The sequence below is a fragment of the Scytonema millei VB511283 genome, from assembly GCF_000817735.3.
Taxonomy (GTDB): Bacteria; Cyanobacteriota; Cyanobacteriia; order Cyanobacteriales; family Chroococcidiopsidaceae; genus Chroococcidiopsis; species Chroococcidiopsis millei_B.
This window is the reverse complement of the sequence record NZ_JTJC03000010.1, coordinates 68,975-86,190: the sequence shown is the minus strand read 5'-3', so window position 1 is coordinate 86,190 and position 17,216 is coordinate 68,975. Positions and strand designations below refer to the sequence as shown.

Annotated in this window: 19 protein-coding genes; 7 read left to right on the top strand and 12 right to left on the bottom strand. The window is 45.1% G+C overall.

Going from position 1 to position 17,216, the window contains the following annotated elements; genetic code table 11:
* Both QH73_RS24245 and QH73_RS24240 read right to left on the bottom strand, forming a co-directional pair.
* Positions 1 to 1,335 (bottom strand): FAD-binding oxidoreductase, encoded by a 1,335-nt coding sequence (locus tag QH73_RS24245; RefSeq protein WP_039713037.1) that lies wholly within the window; start codon positions 1,333 to 1,335, stop codon positions 1 to 3.
* Between the two features lie 266 nt (positions 1,336 to 1,601).
* The gene (locus QH73_RS24240) at positions 1,602 to 1,931 is read right to left on the bottom strand and encodes an RRXRR domain-containing protein (RefSeq protein WP_132867517.1); all 330 of its coding nucleotides are present in this window, start codon (positions 1,929 to 1,931) and stop codon (positions 1,602 to 1,604) included.
* A gap of 548 nt (positions 1,932 to 2,479) precedes the next feature.
* On the opposite strand from QH73_RS24240, the gene QH73_RS24235 reads away from it, so the two are divergent.
* A complete protein-coding gene (locus tag QH73_RS24235) occupies positions 2,480 to 3,736 on the top strand; it encodes a GTP cyclohydrolase II (RefSeq protein ID WP_039713038.1) in 1,257 nt (418 codons plus the stop codon).
* Between the two features lie 85 nt (positions 3,737 to 3,821).
* On the top strand, positions 3,822 to 5,228 hold the full coding sequence (locus QH73_RS24230) for a URC4/urg3 family protein (protein ID WP_039713039.1): 1,407 nt from the start codon (positions 3,822 to 3,824) through the stop codon (positions 5,226 to 5,228).
* Positions 5,229 to 5,233: 5 nt separating this feature from the next.
* On the opposite strand, the gene QH73_RS24225 is transcribed toward QH73_RS24230, so the two are convergent.
* From QH73_RS24225 to QH73_RS24180, 10 genes are all read right to left on the bottom strand, one after another.
* Complete coding sequence (locus tag QH73_RS24225) at positions 5,234 to 5,698, bottom strand: hypothetical protein (RefSeq protein WP_039713040.1); 465 nt, start codon at positions 5,696 to 5,698, stop codon at positions 5,234 to 5,236.
* A gap of 92 nt (positions 5,699 to 5,790) precedes the next feature.
* A complete protein-coding gene (locus tag QH73_RS24220) occupies positions 5,791 to 6,567 on the bottom strand; it encodes an MBL fold metallo-hydrolase (protein WP_039714400.1) in 777 nt (258 codons plus the stop codon).
* Between the two features lie 19 nt (positions 6,568 to 6,586).
* Positions 6,587 to 7,183: an anthranilate synthase component II gene (locus tag QH73_RS24215; RefSeq protein WP_039713041.1), complete on the bottom strand. Its 597-nt coding sequence runs from the start codon at positions 7,181 to 7,183 to the stop codon at positions 6,587 to 6,589.
* Between the two features lie 206 nt (positions 7,184 to 7,389).
* The gene (locus tag QH73_RS24210) at positions 7,390 to 7,845 is read right to left on the bottom strand and encodes a diacylglycerol kinase family protein (RefSeq protein ID WP_039713042.1); all 456 of its coding nucleotides are present in this window, start codon (positions 7,843 to 7,845) and stop codon (positions 7,390 to 7,392) included.
* Positions 7,846 to 8,029: 184 nt separating this feature from the next.
* Positions 8,030 to 8,563 carry an rRNA maturation RNase YbeY gene (gene ybeY, locus QH73_RS24205; RefSeq protein WP_039713043.1) on the bottom strand — a complete coding sequence of 178 codons (534 nt, stop codon included), beginning with the start codon at positions 8,561 to 8,563 and terminating at the stop codon, positions 8,030 to 8,032.
* Positions 8,563 to 8,730, bottom strand: coding sequence for a DUF3285 domain-containing protein (locus QH73_RS24200; RefSeq protein ID WP_132867519.1), 168 nt, complete (start codon positions 8,728 to 8,730; stop codon positions 8,563 to 8,565). The genes ybeY and QH73_RS24200 overlap by 1 nt, the downstream gene beginning before the upstream one ends.
* Positions 8,731 to 9,022: 292 nt before the next feature.
* Positions 9,023 to 9,952, bottom strand: a complete 930-nt coding sequence (locus QH73_RS24195) for a hypothetical protein (RefSeq protein ID WP_132867516.1) — start codon at positions 9,950 to 9,952, stop codon at positions 9,023 to 9,025.
* Positions 9,953 to 10,334: 382 nt separating this feature from the next.
* A protein-coding gene (gene prfB / locus QH73_RS24190) for a peptide chain release factor 2 (protein ID WP_132867515.1) occupies positions 10,335 to 11,448 on the bottom strand; the annotation gives its coding sequence in 2 pieces (ribosomal slippage) (positions 10,335 to 11,375 and positions 11,377 to 11,448; 1,113 coding nt in all).
* A 174-nt stretch (positions 11,449 to 11,622) separates the two neighbouring features.
* Complete coding sequence (locus QH73_RS24185) at positions 11,623 to 12,351, bottom strand: Bax inhibitor-1/YccA family protein (protein ID WP_039713046.1); 729 nt, start codon at positions 12,349 to 12,351, stop codon at positions 11,623 to 11,625.
* 208 nt (positions 12,352 to 12,559) lie between these two features.
* Entirely contained in the window at positions 12,560 to 12,697 is a 138-nt protein-coding gene (locus QH73_RS24180; protein WP_165587773.1) for a hypothetical protein, read from the bottom strand.
* Here QH73_RS24180 and QH73_RS24175 point away from each other — a divergent pair.
* The 5 genes from QH73_RS24175 (at position 12,683) to QH73_RS24155 (ending at position 17,208) form a co-directional block, all read left to right on the top strand.
* Positions 12,683 to 13,468, top strand: coding sequence for an RNA polymerase sigma factor SigF (locus QH73_RS24175; RefSeq protein ID WP_039713047.1), 786 nt, complete (start codon positions 12,683 to 12,685; stop codon positions 13,466 to 13,468). The two genes, QH73_RS24180 and QH73_RS24175, sit on opposite strands and share 15 nt — an antisense overlap.
* 82 nt (positions 13,469 to 13,550) lie before the next feature.
* Complete coding sequence (locus tag QH73_RS24170) at positions 13,551 to 14,732, top strand: NACHT domain-containing protein (protein ID WP_052289702.1); 1,182 nt, start codon at positions 13,551 to 13,553, stop codon at positions 14,730 to 14,732.
* Positions 14,733 to 14,853: 121 nt separating this feature from the next.
* Positions 14,854 to 15,906, top strand: coding sequence for a pentapeptide repeat-containing protein (locus QH73_RS24165; protein WP_039713048.1), 1,053 nt, complete (start codon positions 14,854 to 14,856; stop codon positions 15,904 to 15,906).
* Between the two features lie 47 nt (positions 15,907 to 15,953).
* Positions 15,954 to 16,385, top strand: a complete 432-nt coding sequence (locus QH73_RS24160; RefSeq protein WP_039713049.1) for a hypothetical protein — start codon at positions 15,954 to 15,956, stop codon at positions 16,383 to 16,385.
* Entirely contained in the window at positions 16,366 to 17,208 is an 843-nt protein-coding gene (locus tag QH73_RS24155) for a pentapeptide repeat-containing protein (protein ID WP_052289703.1), read from the top strand. The genes QH73_RS24160 and QH73_RS24155 overlap by 20 nt, the downstream gene beginning before the upstream one ends.
* Positions 17,209 to 17,216 lie beyond the last annotated feature (8 nt).

Below are 17,216 nucleotides of genomic sequence, written 5' to 3'. Positions count from 1 at the left end.
CTACGATCGCATCAACGCCTTAATCTTACCTGGATTGAGCAACCCATAGGGATCGACCATTTGTTTAAACTTCATCTGTTCTGGGTCGATAACTTTTCTGCCACCGTCTTCAATAATGTATGTATGCGGATTGGCAATAAAAACCCCGTGTTCTTCGTGATAGCGGATAATTTCGTTCAGGCGTTCCTCGGTAGTGTATCGTACCAACTGCAAAGCAGCAGGAACAGTTCTACCACCAGCACGGATAAATTCTAAATGCATCATCACCTCATCGTCAAAGTAACGATACATATGGTCTACCATTTGGAGATTTTTATCGGCGGGGAAGAGACTTTGCAGGTAGGTAATATTAGGGTCGGCGCTGCGGGCGTGTAAAGTGGTATGATTCCAGGTAAATTCTGCCAAGTTACATCCCTTACCTGCATCCTGTGGCGATCGCTCATAGGTAATACAGCCGCCATATTCTTGTACCAATCCTGGTAATGTTTCCATACTCGACTCAGCCACCATTAAGAGTGCTGCATGAGTTCCATCAGGAATGTACTGACGAATCGCCCCGAAATAAGTAGGAATTGACCAAGCAAAAATAGAAATCAGCTTTTTGATCGTACCGTCAGCATCGCCCAAAGCCTGACCGAAATGGGCAGCCGCCATAAAACTTTCAAAAGTGACAATAACTTCAACCCAAGGATAAGCTGCACCGAGGGGTATTTCTAATTCCGTGATAATGCCATTAATTCCCCAAGCATGATTGACTTTGTGGATCTCGTCTCCCCGCAGTTCAATCGCACGGGGTTCGTCTTCCATCGTCACCACGCGAATTGCATTAATATTACCGCGATCGCGCAACTGTCCGTACATAATCGAACCAATTCCCCCACTCCCGCCAGCAATAAACCCGCCAATCGTCGCTGTCCGATAAGTAGAAGGAGCCATTCGGATCTCCCACCCCGTTTCTCGCGCTTTTTTGTCCAAAGCCGCTAATTTTATCCCTGCTTCTACCCGCGCTACTCCCGATTTAATCCAGCGAATTGCCTGCATCCGTGACATATCTAAAACCACGCCCCCGTGGAGGGGTACGCACTGCCCGTAATTCCCCGTTCCAGCCCCCCGTATCGTTACGGAAACGCGGTATTTAACGCAGGTTGCAGCGACTTGCATTACCTCTGCTTCCGTCGTGGGACGGACAACCAAATCTCCTTTTTTCCCGTCTAATTGAACTTGCAATATGGGGCTAAAAGTATGGTAATCCTGAGACAACTTAGCAACTTGGTTAGGGTCGCTAATAACTTCAATTCCCTGTAACTCAGCCGTCAGTGCATCCCAATCCATCATAGTCAGTTATCAGTTATCAGTTATCAGTTATCAGTTATCAGTTATCAGTTATCAATTAACCCATTACCCATCTTCTTTTATTGCGCTTTCGTGTCAGTGACGGAGTAGCCAGTCAGATAAGGCACTTAAGCCCACAAAGATAATAACGCCTAAACCTGTAGTCAAAAATAGCGCCGCGAATATCCGAGGGATTTGTAAGTTGTAGCTAGAGATTCAGAATACTATAGGCAATTCTCGATCGCGTGCCTCCTGTTCCCGCGACAAATTCAGCGACTACTGCACCAATTAAGGCTAAACCACCGCTTACGGCGAGTCTCGACAGCATCCTTTACCCAATCCACGGCATGAGCCAAAATATTTAGGTATGTATGTGATTGAGACTTGACGCTAAATCCCTCGCGTTTACTGCCTGAGTCAACACCTACTGCGATTGGCTGAGTGTTGCGGTTTGATGGCTCGACATTTAGACGAACGCAGAATATCCCGCGTTTCCAAAATCCCGTAGCTTTGCCCGACTCTATCCAACGTCGCGATCGCTTCGGCGTTGTTGGCATTAGGGGGCGCTGATTACTGTCTACAACTGGTACAAATTGCATGGCGATAAGCCCTATTGGTGTGTACTTCCCATCGCAAGAGAGCTAACTCAGAGATACAAGACTTGGGAAGCATCCTGTATGTGATTTGAGCTGCCACGCTCAGTTAGCTTAGGTTACGTTTTCCGCACAGGCTAGACAACTGCTTAGTCTTGAATTAAGTAGGTGGCAAATCTACCTCTTTCAAGCCCCCGCTATAGTCGGTACTCCGACTTAGCGGCGGGTAGTTGACAGCTCAGTTATTAGTTAAATCGGATGTTAAAGGCGATCGCGGTATGACTAAGGGCTTTAACCGTTTCCTTAAATTTTAGAATTAAGCAAGTCTTGCCAAATTTTTGTATTTTTTTATACATTAATCCGAAAGGCTAGCACCCTGAACCTCAGATTTAACCCGATAGCAGCCAATTTCGTGCTATGGGTTACTATTGAAACCAAAATTCGATCGCTATAATTGAGGTTTCCCCTTTAAGGTTTGCTATTCGTAGCATCTCACTTTGTCTGGTTGCGTCACAGCCCTCTTAACCCCATTAGCAGGTAGAGCATATACAACGATGCAAGAGCGAAAAAGTAGTCCCAGGCATATTATCCTGACTTCTCACCCGAGCAATTTTGGTTCGCAACCTATTCCGATTCGCTGGGGAGACAAAGACCCGATGCAACGGGGTCCGGTTGTGGCTACCCTCGCTAACCCGAGTCACAGAAATGCGATCGGGACACATTCAGGAGGTTATGCTGTCTATCGCGCTCTGGCTGTAGCAAGCGGGGTATTGCAAGCAGATCACCGTGCCGATTTAACGAATACTTCGCCGGTCGAACATATTGGTCCTTATCCGAGTTGGTACGACCCGGAGAAAATAGTTTCACTCGATCCGTTTGGGGCAATGGTAGGAGAAGCGTTTGCGTCTTACTACCAGGAAGGATACGATATCAGACCGACGATCGCTATTACCAAGGCGCACGTTTATCTTCCAGAATTACAAGCAGCAGTGGAAAAAGGGCGGTTGGCGATCGATGGCAAGCTGCTCAAATCTAAAGGCGATGTCGTCGTTACTAAAGCAGCGATCGAGCCTGTATGGTATTTACCAGGCATTGCCAAACGATTTCAAATTCCTGAAGCAGACTTGCGCCGTGCCTTGTTTGAGCAAACCGGGGGGATGTTCCCAGAATTAGTGACGCGATCGGATTTAGAAGTATTCCTGCCGCCAATTGGCGGAGTCACTGTATATATATTTGGCGATTTGGCAGCAATTACTGACCCCAATCGACCCTTGGCAGTGCGGGTTCACGATGAATGCAATGGTTCCGATGTCTTTGGCAGCGATATTTGTACCTGTCGTCCTTACCTAGTGCATGGAATTGAAGTCTGCATTCAAACAGCACAGGAAGGGGGTGCGGGAGTCATTGTCTACTGTCGGAAAGAAGGTCGGGCATTGGGAGAAGTGACGAAGTTTCTAGTTTACAATGCCCGCAAGCGGCAAGAAGGAGGCGATCGCGCTGATGCTTACTTTGCCCGCACGGAATGCGTTGCTGGGGTGCAAGATATGCGCTTCCAAGAGTTAATGCCAGACGTATTGCATTGGTTGGGCATAACTCGAATCGAGCGTTTGGTATCGATGAGCAACATGAAATATGAAGCCATCACCAACTCAGGTATTGAAGTTGTCGAACGAGTGCCAATTCCCGAGGATTTGATTCCCCAAGACGCACAAGTAGAAATCGAGGCGAAAAAAGCCGCTGGCTACTACACTCCTGGCGTGGTACTAGATACGTTAGGATTGACAGAAATTAAAGGTAGAGAAATGGAATGATGTAAGTCGTAAGTCGTAAGTCGTAAGTCGTAAGGCGGAATAAGCTGCTCCCTGATAACTGATAACTGATAACTGATAACTGAGAATGAGCATTCTAACTTCCGATAGCCGTCAGTCTTGGGAAGAGGCGATCGCTTATTTGCGTTCTCCGCAGGCAATTCGCGATCGCTGCGGGCAGTTGTTTGAGCTAGCACAGCAAGATAAGTTGAGTCACTTCCGTTGCGATTTGACGCAGTTGGGACGGGTGGCAGACTATGTTATCACTGTCATGCAAGAGCAATATCCCGATGGACAAATTCCCTTTCATAGCCGCTGGCAGCATTTTGAAGTTGGTGGAGTACCGCGTTTAGCTCAGTTAGAGCGGATGTTGGCAGGACGATCGCCAGTCGAGCGAGCCGTGACTAAATTCGATCTGGCGATCGTCAGCGTGCTGTTAGATGCGGGTGCGGGCGATCGTTGGGTGTATTGCGAACGAGAAACCGATTCGATCTTTCAGCGATCGGAGGGGCTAGCAGTGGCAAGTTTTCGGATGTTCTGTCAAGGTGCTTTCTCCAGCCATCCCCATCAGCTTTTACAAGTCGATGCCCAAGGATTGCAGTCTCTGAGTGAAGCAACCCTAGCTCAAGGATTTCAGGTGAGTGCCGATAATCCATTGGTAGGGTTGGCAGGACGAGTAGAACTATTACAAAAATTGGGGCGATCGCTCCTTGCCTACCCGCAAATGTTTGGTGACGATAATGCCCGTCCGGGTCATCTCGTACATTATCTGTTACAGCGATCGCACCACAAACAACTACCAGCTGCAACAGTTTTGCGTGCTGTTTTAGACGGACTCGGCAGTATTTGGTCTGGCAGAATTGAAATAGCCGGAGTTAACCTCGGCGACGTTTGGTATCATCCTGCTTTGGAAGGGAGCAGGGGGGAGAAGAGAGCTGAGGGAGCTGTAGGGCGAAGCCCTTCTCGAAGAATGGGAGCTGAGGGAGCTGAAAACAACTGTCAACTGTCTTCACGCAGTGTAGCGCCAGCGTTTACCGTCAACCAACTACCAACTACCAACTACCAACTACCAATTACCGACTCCCTCGTTCCATTTCACAAACTCTCGCAATGGTTGACTTATTCTCTTTTGGAGCCGCTACAAGAACTCGGTTTGGAAATTACGGGACTTGACGACCTGACCGGACTGCCCGAATATCGCAATGGTGGTTTATGCCTCGATTTAGGACTGCTACAAGCCAAACACTCAGATATTTTCCAACAAACCCACTCAGTAGACTCTGAAGTCGTTGTCGAGTGGCGAGCATTAACTGTGATTCTGTTGGACAAGATTGCTGCAACGATCCGCCAGCAATTGGAAATGGATGCTAAGCAGCTGCCTTTAGTCAAAATTTTGCAAGGCGGAACTTGGAGCGCCGGACGGCGGATTGCTGCCGAACTCAGACCGAATGGAGTTTCCCCCATTCAGTTACAGAGTGACGGTACGGTGTTTTAGGTGTTTTAACGGAATACTAAGCGCTGCAACAAAGTTTTCAAAAATATGCCGAGCTGAAATTGATAAAATTCGATCGCTAACCAACAAATTGTTAATAAGTGTGACAAAAACGTGAGCCAAATCCAAGCATACGGGAGCCAATATAAAGGAGTATCTGGGAGTGGCGGAAAGATGTAGACAGTCAGCCCAACTATAGCCGTTGGTAGTGCTACGAGAGCGATCGCGGCTAAAGTATAACCCCAGCCAAATTCTACGCCGTCATAATAAGCTTCTATCCACCTTCTGCCATTCCAACGCCAGACTAGCGGTGGTTGACAGGAGAGCATTTTTAACTGCTGTCTTTCTACATCAGTTTCAAAAATCTGCTGGCAGCAGTCGCAAGCCATCGCTTCCATTAAAGGCATAGCTTGAACCTTGCCCAAACGACAGGCTGGGCAGGGATAAATGCTGTTAGAGTTCAACTGCATCATCGCTGTCAGGAAACTACATCTTTCCAAGTTAGCAGTTATTAGGGAGTAGGGAGTAGGAAAGAACTTACAAATAACCAACTACCAACTACCAGTTAAAACTTATAACTCAATACCTGAATTGCAGTTTCGTCCTTGGGTAAATCGGCAGGTTTAATCGTTAAGCTATCGCTTTGACTGCGACGGATGGGAGTTCCTTCCATCAATGACAAAAATTCATCTAGCGGCACGATGTCGCAGGCAGCAGGATCGGCGGCTTGGGTACGATAGTGAGTCGGAATGACTAACCTGGGGTTGATAGTTTTGACAGCTGCTTGTGCCTCTTGAGGATTATAAGCTTTAGCACCGCCCCCCACTGGCACCAGTAACACGTCGGGACGACCGATGAGGATTTTTTGTTCGATTGTGATTGGTGCAGCAGCTGCCCCTAAGTGCAAAACCCTAATTCCACCTTGCGTCCACAGCCATGCCACGTTAGTACCAAATCTTCTCCCCTTTTCGCGATCGTGGTCGATCGCAATTCCTTGGATCTGCGTTCCTTTAAATTGGTAGACTCCAGGTTCAAAGATCAGCTGGGGATTGCCAGGAACTTCTTCTACTGCCCCTTCATCCAATAATTGACTGCTAATTAAAACCAAATCTGTGTCTACTTTCGGTGGTCTGTATCCCGCCGTACAGCCTAGCTGCCGAAAAGGATTGATCAGAATTCGCGCCCCGCCACCAGTAAATAGAAAACAAGTATGACCCAACCATCGTACCGTTAATCCACTGCCTGTTTGAGCTACAGCAGGCTGAGATTTTGCTGCAAGCGTCACTGCTAAGGTAGAAAGTAGTCCTGCTCCAGCATAGCCAATCAACTGTCGTCGTTTCATTGCTTCTCCGTTCACTCCACTAGTGGGACGGCAGTTGTTTCAGGAAGTTGCGCAGTAATTGCTTTCCTGAAGTTGTGAGGACGCTTTCTGGGTGAAACTGGACTCCTTCAATGTGAGGATATTGCCGATGTCGCACTCCCATAATTGTCCCGTCCTCAACCCAGGCGGTAATTTCTAACACGTCTGGGCAGGTCTGCCGTTCGATCGCTAAACTATGATAGCGGGTTGCGGTCAACGGATTTTCTAAATCTTTAAATACGCCTACTCCCGTATGGGAAACTGATGAAGTTTTACCATGCATCAATTCAGGTGCAGAGACTACTTTACCACCGAAGACTTGTCCGATGCTTTGATGCCCCAAACATACGCCCAATATGGGTGTATTCTTGCCTAAGTGCGCGATCGCCTCCAGAGAAATTCCTGCATCTTCTGGGCGACCTGGACCTGGAGAAATCACAACCCCATCTGGCTGCAACTCGCGGATCTGCTCGATTGTAATTTGGTCGTTCCGATAAACCCGAACCTCTGCTGCAACTGGGAACTCTGCCCCCAATTCACCCAAGTACTGCACTAGGTTATAAGTAAAACTGTCGTAATTATCAATAACTATAATCATTTTTGAGTGGTGCGTGGTGCGATCGATCTGGGTGTAGGGTGCAGGGTGTAGTGAGTAGTGAGTGGTGTGTGGGGAGGAGTGAGGGTCAAGAAGTGAGTTTTCTGTCAATCTCCCTTGTCCACGGACACTTTGCTCAACGGGGGGAACCCCCGCACGCAAGTGTCCTCCCCTTGTCCTCCTTGTCTCCCTTGTCCTTATTCCTATTGTCAATTTAAATATGAAACAATTAGTCTCACAAGGGGTGGTAACAAAAGAGCGGCGGCAACTAGAACGGCAGCTATAGCCGAGATTAATACTGCTCCGGCGGCGCAGTCTTTAGCAATTTTAGCGAGTTCGTGATATGTCTGCTTTACCGTCAAGTCTACAACAGACTCGATCGCGGTGTTTAGTAATTCCATGACTAGCACTAAGCCGCTAGTCAGCGTAATCACAGCTATTTCGACCAAAGGCAAACGTAGCATTAAGCCCAGAAAGACAGCAAAAGTCCCTATACAAATATGGATGCGGAAGTTGCGTTGAGTTTTAAACGCATAAGCAATGCCACTCCAAGCATATTTGAAGCTCACTAATAAGTTGGAGGCGACTTGCCAAGAGAAGTCTCGCTGAATGGGAACCACTTTTTCTGTTCTACTAGGCGTTGAGGTCGAAACTTTTTGGGTCATAGATGGCAAACAGCAGATAATCTTTAGTTTTTTATAATTAGCCGAGTTACAGCCTATTACTTGCTTAAGTTGTCGATTTTCACGAACAGTCTAATTTAGACATATCTCATCTAGGGAAATTAAATTAGTAACAAATTGTCGCGATCGCCCTGTGACGATCTTTGCAATGACAATCTTGCACAGTTTAGACAAGATTGACATCAAGACCAACTATCCTTAGTAGCAAAGTTTGCTGTTTCAGCATCTCTGATAAGCTTTCCTCATCTGGATGATCCCAGCCTAAAAGATGTAAAAGACCGTGAGCTGCTAACCAAGCCAGCTCTGTCGATAGCGAATGTGTTTGTTGTAGTGCCTGCTTGCTAGCGGTATCAATTGAGATCGCAATATCGCCTAAGTATAGAGGTAAAAGCGATCGCAACTCCTCTAACTGCGGTACGTCCGTTTCCAGTGCAGCAAAGGCTAAAACATCTGTAGGCTTATCTTGCTGCCGATACTGCGAGTTAAGTGCTTGAATTTCCGCATCATCCGTTAGACGTAAACTTAGTTCGTAACTGTCAGCCGGGGGAAGCTGAGAAGATAAACTCTCTAACCAGCACTCAAACCATTTTTGCCAAGTTTGGGCATCAACTGCTGGTTCCATTCCAGAAGCTTCAGTAAAACAGTCCTGCACGCAGACTTCGACTTGTACGCCGGAATTTTCTGTATTCCTGGTTGTCATTATCTAGTTATATAAGCTAAACCCACCAGTAAAGACAATAGCCCTATCGTTGTGAGGGCAAAATGTTTTAGAGAAGTCCCCCTTTTTTTCACCATGTTGCGCATAGCGAGTTTTACATAACTCGGTTGAGGCTCGTTGGTGACTTCATTCTCCCCATGAGGTGGCATGGTCGTCGCTTCTGTTGGTTGCACCTCGGCGGTTTTCGGCGTGTCAGGTGAATTCTCCATGAGATTGACCCTAAGATTTTGCTAGGTTCTTTCTCAAATGTAACAGTTTGTTGCACCAATCATGTAGTCCGTACCAGGGTTAATAGCTGAGAAACAAGCGCAAATCGCTTTGCGCTCGTTCCCAATCTTTGCCAAATTTCTATAGAGCGCTGATTTTACTTTAACTACAGCGCGTTCGATCGCCTTCGAGATTAAATAAGCAATGTTGTTATTGATGTTGTAACTAATATTGTTACTTGCGTCCGACAAGTATCTTCTGGCGATCGATCGCTTCCTCAGTGCGAACCTCCTCACCATAAACTTCCAATAAACGACAGCGAACCCGATCGGAAATTTTAGCTAACCCGCCGCCTCCATGAGTATCTGATGGTTTAAGCGTATTTCGGGTAACCCCGAAAAAGTGAGTGGCAAAACGGTGATGCACTGGTTCTGGTAGTCCTACAAAAAACATCAGCCTTTCGTACCGCAGGTATTCAAATATTCTGGCTCCGGTATCGTAAAATATCGCAGCGGGTTTCAAAGCATGGCAAGAGCGCCGCAACTCACTTGGTCCCTGCTTGAGTATGCTGTGGAGTAGCTTGAAGCGCGATCGAAGCTTGTTCAAAGGTGACAGCAACGAGTATTCATTGTCTAGGTAAAAGTCCACAAATGACTTTCCTTGTCTAAGTGCTTCTCGAATAGAAGCTACCTTGAGCAGAGTTAACGGTATCCAAGGACGCTCGTGATAGAGAGCATTCTCTAAAGCGGTTCCCTGAAATGCTGGTTCTTCAAGCCAACTTGGTCCGTTGGTAAAGCCACAACCAAAAACCTGTGGTTCGTCAATATACTCTCTGAAAAAGCTAATTATAGCAGAATCTTGAATTTCCAGATCCGAGTCAACTAATAAAACTTTTTCTGCGGCAATATTATTAAAAAGCCAGTCTAAAGTTTGACCGTGAGGGCGTAAGGGAGCAGATAAAATATCAAAATCATACCGCTTCATCAAAGCTGAAAAATGTGTCAAACTACCATCTGTTGATTCACAGTCGATCAACAGTACGGGCATTTTTGCATGACGAATAACAGATAGTAAAGCTAAGGTTGTAACTAGTTTTGTATTGAAATTAATAATAACTGCTCTTTCAGTTTCAACAGGTAGATCGGATAAACTTTGAATTAGCACTGTTTTTGTCCTAAGATAATTTTTTTGTTTCTCGACGCGCAGCAAACAACATTAGCAGCATATAATAAAACGTTTTTTTGCTGATTAGCTATTTATTGTATTAATTATGAAGATTGAATTTAAGCAAAGCAATATGGAAAAGTTCAGCAAACCAATTCATGCCATCTCACTCAAGCTATGTTACAGACAATTTTCTATAGCCCCCCTTTTGAAGGGGGGTTGGGGGGATCTTTGCTGCCGTAGTCAAAAAGTAAATTGCTATCAGGGTCAATGGTTGGCAAAACAAAAAAAGAGCTAAGGACTGTAAACAGCAAAACCATTTTGGTTTTTCCGCCCCAGTTTCCTCAGCTTTCTTCTTTTCTGCTCTCGTCTTGCTTGTTTCTTAACTAGCCACTAGTTGCTTCTCCTGGCGAAGGTAGGACTCAATAAAGGTATCGAGTTCGCCATTCATTACGTCGGTAATTGCTGTTGTTTCTACGTTTGTCCGCAAATCCTTCACCATCTGATATGGATGGAAAACGTAGTTGCGGATCTGAGTTCCCCAGGCTGCTTCTACCATATCACCGCGAATTTCAGCGATTTCTTGAGCGCGTTGTTCTTGGGCAATAATTAATAACTTGGCTTTGAGGATCGCCAGGGCTTTCTCTTTATTTTGTAACTGCGATCGCTCTTGCGTACAGCGAACGGCAATTCCCGTAGGAATGTGGAGGATGCGCACGGCTGTTTCTACTTTGTTGACGTTTTGTCCTCCCTTACCACCAGAACGAGTGGTGGTAATTTCCAAATCTTTATCGGGAATTTCCAACTGTACGGAAGTATCGATTTGGGGCATCACTTCCACACCAGCAAAGCTAGTCTGTCGTTTACCGTTGGCGTTAAATGGAGAAATTCGCACCAAACGATGAGTTCCTTTTTCGCCTTGTAAATAGCCGTAAGCATAGCGACCGGAAATTTCTAAGGTAGCGGATTTAATCCCCGCTTCATCTCCTTCCGAAATCTCATCGAGTTGGACTTTATAGCCACGATCTTCCGCCCAACGAGTATACATCCGCAGTAACATTTCCGCCCAGTCTTGGGCATCAGTTCCGCCCGCCCCAGCGTTAATCGTCAAAATTGCGCCTTTGTCATCGTAGGGACCGGATAACAACTGTTGCAACTCCCACTGGTCGAGTTCGCGGTTGAGGCTGGTAACGTTTGTCTCAGCTTCTTGCAGTAGAGATTCGTCCGTTTCGAGTTCCAGTAGCTCTAGCACAGCTTTGGTATCTTCTAGGCTACCTTGCCAGCGATCGTATTGCTGGATATGAGTTTTTAGGTCGTTGAGTTCCTGAAGTGTTTGCTGTGCTTTGGTTTGGTCGTTCCAAAACTCCGGTTGGGCAGCAATTTGTTCTAAATCTTGAATTTTTGCCGTCAGTGCGGGGATGTCAAAGATAGTCCTGGGTTTTACCCAGGCGATCGGACAACTTTTCAACTTCGCGTTTGATTTTTAGTGCTTCCATATAGGTTTCGAGTAGCGATCGCTCACTGAATGACAGGGTACATTAACAACGCACCCTACTTGTACTGATGATTTTAACCAGAGTTGAAAACCTTTGGGGCAACAACCAAAAAAACCGTGGCTATTTTGAAGCCACGGCAGATCGTTTGTAGAGACTTTACACGTAACGTCTCCACTAGTCACGGCTATTCAAGGCAATTAATAACCGCAAGATGAAAATAAACAGATTGATGTATGTCAGATACATCGACAGCGCCGCAGGGAGATATTGGTCGTTGCGGTAGGTACGAGGCAGAACGTAGAAATCTACGACTGCTGCACCGACGAATAGAAACACGCCAATGCCTGAAATCGCAATTTCTAACCAAGTCGGCGTATAGATGCCAAACAGAGCAAACAGAAATTGTGCCAAACAGACAACCACTAGGGCAATGACTCCCAGGCTGACTGTTTTCGTCAATGCCATGCCGTCCTGTTCTGACAAATTAGAACCGATTTGACGGGCTGCAATAAAGGTGACACCGCAGCCGAGGGCAGCAAACCCCACACCGGCAATACCTACGCCTTGGGTTCTTAGTGCCATAAAGACGATGCCACTGAGAGTATAGCCAGTTAGCAAGCTATATGTTGCTAGTAGAGGCAGGGCAACGCGATTATTACCTTTCTCAGCAACGTTCATCGCCACGAAGAACAGAATGACTTCTACAATCACGGCACCAATAAACGTAGGGAAGAATAACCCTGGATTGGTGCGGATGACACTTAGACCACCGTAGGTTCCCAGTGCTGTTAGTACCAGCCCGCCACCTAGATAAGGCAGGGCATTAGCAATAACGTTTGGACCTACTATGGCGCTAGTCTTAGCTTGACGAATTGCTTCGCGAAAATTGCTAGTGCTACTCATGGAATTTTTTCTTAATTTTTTAACGGGTTGTGTGAGAGCAACGATATGGTGACATATGCCTATTTTGGCTTAAACCTCTAACAGTTAACCAGGGTGAGACTAGCAGCACAAATCTAAATCTAATCTTAAAATATTTGGCGTTCTCAGCCAGTCCACTCAGCAGATCTACGGAGAAAATTTACCAAAATCTGCTAATCCCCTCATAAATTCAGTAAGAACGACATGGTTTGAGAAGCCTTCTCCACCGACAATAATCTTCAGCTTTGATTAAAGATTTCGCACCACCTGTTAATTCCCATTCGGGAAGCTTAGATCGCTGTTGAGGATTTTTATGTCGATAACTCATACTAGAGCCTGCTCTAATGGGATAGAGCTATTAATTGCTTATTATCAAAATCCTTCGATTGCATTACGCAATAAACTTGTGAGTATGCATACTGGTTTGGTGCGAAAGATGGCGCATCAGTTTAGCCGCCAATGTACCGAGCCATATGAAGATTTAGAACAAATCGGTTACTTTGGTTTAATTCGTGCTATTGAGCGCTTCAACCCTTATCAAGGTTATGCTTTTAGTTCTTTTGCAATTCCTTATATTCGAGGTGAAATTTTACATTTCTTACGCGATCGCACGGGAGTTGTCAAAATTCCCCGCCGTTGGCAAGAACTTCACAATCAAGGACAGAAGGCTCGTAAAGATCTAACATTAACTCTCGGTCGCACTCCTACAGATATAGAAATTGCAGAAGAATTGAACGTTGCAATTCAAGAATGGTTAGATAGTAAGCTCGCCTTCCAAAATCGAATTGTCTTAAGTTTAGATAGTACAGTTATTCAACATCTCGATTGCCAAATTAAATTAGCTGATGCTTTACCCGATCAGCGCTCTACTAGCTTGCAACAACAAGAAGAAGATCGCCAACAATTGCAGGGTGCAATGAATCAGCTGGAAGAAAAAACTCGTAAAGCTGTAGAATTTGTTTTCTTAAAAGAGTTTTCTCGTAAAGAAGCTGCCAAACGAATTGGTATTAGTCCCATGACTGTAACTCGATATCTTCAGAAGGGCAAAGAACAATTATTTTCTTTACTTCAACCTCAGATTGCTCAAACTAGAGCGTAAGAAATCGGAATTCCAAATTCCGAATTGTGAGGTTACTTGACGACTCAGTAAATCAAACTGTAACACCAAAACCATAAAGCTTATGAATTCCACCGATTCAGTGTTGGTAGATAGTTTTCTTCACCAGATGAAAACTGAAAGTGTCAAGTTGGATGACCGAAGAGTTGTTAAGTTTAGTGGTAAATGGGTACAAATTGAGGAATTAAAGAAGAGCGAATCAAAGAAGAGCGATCGCGTCGTAAATTTTTCCTTAAAGCAAGAAGAGAAAGAAATCGCCAATGAACTCTCTAACGACCCATTATTAAATTTGCTCTGTCTATTAGTTGAGGCAGGTCGAGAAATTCCCAACGATCGCTGTCAGCTCTACCGCGAAGGATTAGAAATTCTATTGAGTCAGTGGGACGAAGCTTATCATATTCAAGGCGATCGCTTCTACAAAAATTTGTCCGTACAGCACAAACAAGACTTGTTAAGTAAAATTGCTTTGGCTACATTTGAAACTGGAGGTAAGTTTAGCAAACAGGATATTGAAAAATCTATTACTGAATATATATGTAACCTACCGAAAGCACCTACTAGCCCAGAACTATTGCAACTTACGACTGAGGCACTACTGAAGTCTATTCAGTACCAACACCAATTATTTGTCGAATCTGCTCCAGAGGTTTATTCTTTTTCCGATATCAGATTTCACGAGTACTTTGTAGCGCGAGAAATAGCCGATCCTTCTCATCCTCAAAGAGCAGAACAAGCTTTAAGAAATTTAGCTACTCGAATTTCAGAACCACGCTGGCACGAAGTTTTTGTTTTCGTTGTCAGTATGTTGCGAAATGCTGACTATTTTCTCAGCTTAATGAAGCAACAAGCTGACGCGATCGCCGGAGTCGATCCAGAATTATCGCGCTTTCTTTTCTGGTTGGAGCGCAAGTCACATCATCTGAGCAAACCTCAGTTTAAACCAGCTGCTTTCCGTGCCTTTTATTTAGAATTTATCCTCGACCTCAAACCAGATTCTCTCGAAGACGATAGTACCGATCGCCATATTCATCTATCTGATATTGATGCTTCGAGTTACGATCTGATAAATTTTCCTTTTACTTCCCAGCAAAAAGCTATTCTCAAACAATATTACGATGTCAATCAACTCATACTTGATTGCCTGCGCCAAGCACAATACATGACACGGAGCTTACGTACAGAAATTGAAGAGACACTTTTAGTTCCTTCATATTTAAGCTGTCCGATCGAAACTGCGATCGCTTAATCTAAATACCTAAGATAAATTTCTTGTAGGGACGCACATCTGTACGCCCCTACAACGTTGTCACGATCTAGCAGGTTTATGGTAATGTTAAAGCTGAAGATCGCACGGCAAAAATCGCTAGATGACTAGTGAAGCAGACTTGCTGCTAAAACAAGGTATTTCTCAATACCAAACAGGTGAATTCGAGCTTGCATTGCAGTCTTGGCAACAAGCATTAAATCTTTATCGGAGCAGCCAAAATTTCAAGCGCGAAGGCGCGGCTTTAGGGAATTTAGGCGCAGCTTATCAAGCTTTAGGAAACATAACCCAGGCGATCGCCTGCTTTCAACAACACTTGGAGATCGCCCAGAAAATTCAGGATGCAACTGGCGAAATGAATGCTCTTGCCAATATCGGTAATGCTTATTTGGCATCAGCAGAGTACGTTCGTGCAATCGAGTACTGGCAAAAACTTTTGGCGATCGTACCAGCACAAGGCGATCGCCTACAGGAAGGACAGATCTTAAATAGCCTGCGGCAAGCATACACCAGTTTAGGAGAATTGACCCAGGCGAAAAAATATCAACAGCAACAGTTGGCGATCGCGCGGGAATTACTCAACTCGGCGATCGCGACAGACTTTGTTTCTAGTCTAGAAGCGATCGGTTTAGATCCCACACAAGATTTAGTCGGAGCCGATCTCAGTCAATTAGATCTTCGTAATTCTAGCTTGAGTCGCGCTAATTTGGAGGGGGCAAATTTGAGTGGTGCTGACTTGACATTAGCCGATCTGAGTCGCGCTAATTTGAGTGGTGCTTGTCTATCGCGTGCCAAACTCAGTAATGCCAATCTTCGCGATGCGAATCTCAGTCATGCCGATTTGAGCGATGCAGACTTACGAGCAATTCTACCCCGCGTGAATTTAAGTGACGCAAATCTCAGCCGGACAAATCTATCGAGTGCCTATCTTCAGAATGCCAACTTACAGGGGGCAAATTTGAATGAGACGCTACTACAACAAGCAGACTTGAATGGTGTTGATTTGAGCCATGCTAGTTTGAATGCAGCCAATCTCACCCGTGCGGAACTGAATGCAGTCAAAGTAGAAAAAACACGGTTTGTTGATGTCGTCGGAATTTCAGCACAGATGCAACTTGAGTTTCAGCAACAAGGAGCAATTTTTGACTCGGCTTAGCAAGATTCTTCCAATGGTATCATTCAGCTGCGTCTAGACTGTGACAAATGACCCAACAGCAAAATCCTCCACCTACTCAGCAACAATCTACTTCACAGCAGCAGACAGCATTAGGTAGACGCACAAAAAGAATTTTGATGAATGTCTGGGAAACTTTAGATTTGCTAGGTTCAGCTTTGATGGGGGATCTGTGGCGAACCGTTTATTTGAGTATTCAGGATGCGATCGCTTTGAGTATTCTTCTACGCATTCCTGGCGCGATCGGACATTGGATTATTGGGAAAGATTTCTCCAGCTTCGATCTTTGCCTTCAAGAAAATGCTTTGGGTGCGTCGCGCTATGCTTGTTTTATCATCGTTGCATCTGATTTTGCTCTTTGGATCGTTCTAGCTGGAAGAATAATCGGTCGCTTTTGGGTAGACTTGAGCGATTTGAGGAAAAATAAAGGAGGTGGCAGTCATGGCTCAGGTCAACCGTAGAAAGATGAGTTTGTATAATGAAGCCAAAGCTGGACTTAGTTCGTTGGTCAAGCAAACAGCTACAGTCTTTTTGGGTTTGCTGGTCTTATTAATAGTCACAAGCGGTAGTCCACCAGCCTCTATTATGGGATTATTGGTCTTGGTCGGTGTTGGTTTTGTATCTTGGACGGAGAAGAGGCGGCTTATAGAGTCAGAAGAAGCTGATTTAAAGCCACCCACAGCAATCTCTCACAGCTTAACAGTTGAGGGAAAACAGCGTAACATAGATTTGACAAATCCTGAGATCCGAGTACGACTAAAGTTTAGCCCAAACAAGCTAGCAGTCGAAGATAAATGCTATGGAAATACACCAAAGTCACTAAAACCTCAAGAATTTCTCTATCTGAGCAAACAAATTATGGAGGCGCAAACAGATGACTTTATTGAGCTAGCGAAAGTTGCTGGTTTAGACCCTTTAAAAGACTTTGTTAAAGCCGATTTAAGAAATGTGGATCTGAGTAATGCTAACTTAACGGGAATCAACCTGAGTGCTGCATACTTAGGTAAGGCTAACCTTAGTGGTGCTAATCTGAGAAACGCTAACTTGAGCAACACAGTTTTATTTCATACTGACCTCAGTAATGCTAACCTGAGTAATGCTAACTTGAGTAGTACTATAGTATACGGCGCTAATTTGAGCTTTGCTAAGCTTGATGGCGCAAAGGTAGAAGGTAGCAGATTTGGTTGGAATATAGGACTCACCGAAGACTTAAAGCGTGACTTGCAGCAAAGAGGTGCAGTGTTTGAAGATTCTGCGGGCGATCGCAAGCCAATCTCAACTTAGATTTAAAT

Excerpts from the sequence above, each read along its gene's own strand:
- QH73_RS24245 (WP_039713037.1), bottom strand. The coding sequence starts at position 1,335 with ATGATGGATTGGGATGCACTGACGGCTGAGTTACAGGGAATTGAAGTT.
- QH73_RS24240 (WP_132867517.1), bottom strand. The coding sequence starts at position 1,931 with ATGCAATTTGTACCAGTTGTAGACAGTAATCAGCGCCCCCTAATGCCA.
- QH73_RS24235 (WP_039713038.1), top strand. The coding sequence starts at position 2,480 with ATGCAAGAGCGAAAAAGTAGTCCCAGGCATATTATCCTGACTTCTCAC.
- QH73_RS24230 (WP_039713039.1), top strand. The coding sequence starts at position 3,822 with ATGAGCATTCTAACTTCCGATAGCCGTCAGTCTTGGGAAGAGGCGATC.
- QH73_RS24225 (WP_039713040.1), bottom strand. The coding sequence starts at position 5,698 with ATGATGCAGTTGAACTCTAACAGCATTTATCCCTGCCCAGCCTGTCGT.
- QH73_RS24220 (WP_039714400.1), bottom strand. The coding sequence starts at position 6,567 with ATGAAACGACGACAGTTGATTGGCTATGCTGGAGCAGGACTACTTTCT.
- QH73_RS24215 (WP_039713041.1), bottom strand. The coding sequence starts at position 7,183 with ATGATTATAGTTATTGATAATTACGACAGTTTTACTTATAACCTAGTG.
- QH73_RS24210 (WP_039713042.1), bottom strand. The coding sequence starts at position 7,845 with ATGACCCAAAAAGTTTCGACCTCAACGCCTAGTAGAACAGAAAAAGTG.
- ybeY (WP_039713043.1), bottom strand. The coding sequence starts at position 8,563 with ATGACAACCAGGAATACAGAAAATTCCGGCGTACAAGTCGAAGTCTGC.
- QH73_RS24200 (WP_132867519.1), bottom strand. The coding sequence starts at position 8,730 with ATGCCACCTCATGGGGAGAATGAAGTCACCAACGAGCCTCAACCGAGT.
- QH73_RS24185 (WP_039713046.1), bottom strand. The coding sequence starts at position 12,351 with ATGAGTAGCACTAGCAATTTTCGCGAAGCAATTCGTCAAGCTAAGACT.
- QH73_RS24175 (WP_039713047.1), top strand. The coding sequence starts at position 12,683 with ATGTCGATAACTCATACTAGAGCCTGCTCTAATGGGATAGAGCTATTA.
- QH73_RS24180 (WP_165587773.1), bottom strand. The coding sequence starts at position 12,697 with ATGAGTTATCGACATAAAAATCCTCAACAGCGATCTAAGCTTCCCGAA.
- QH73_RS24170 (WP_052289702.1), top strand. The coding sequence starts at position 13,551 with ATGAATTCCACCGATTCAGTGTTGGTAGATAGTTTTCTTCACCAGATG.
- QH73_RS24165 (WP_039713048.1), top strand. The coding sequence starts at position 14,854 with ATGACTAGTGAAGCAGACTTGCTGCTAAAACAAGGTATTTCTCAATAC.
- QH73_RS24160 (WP_039713049.1), top strand. The coding sequence starts at position 15,954 with ATGACCCAACAGCAAAATCCTCCACCTACTCAGCAACAATCTACTTCA.
- QH73_RS24155 (WP_052289703.1), top strand. The coding sequence starts at position 16,366 with ATGGCTCAGGTCAACCGTAGAAAGATGAGTTTGTATAATGAAGCCAAA.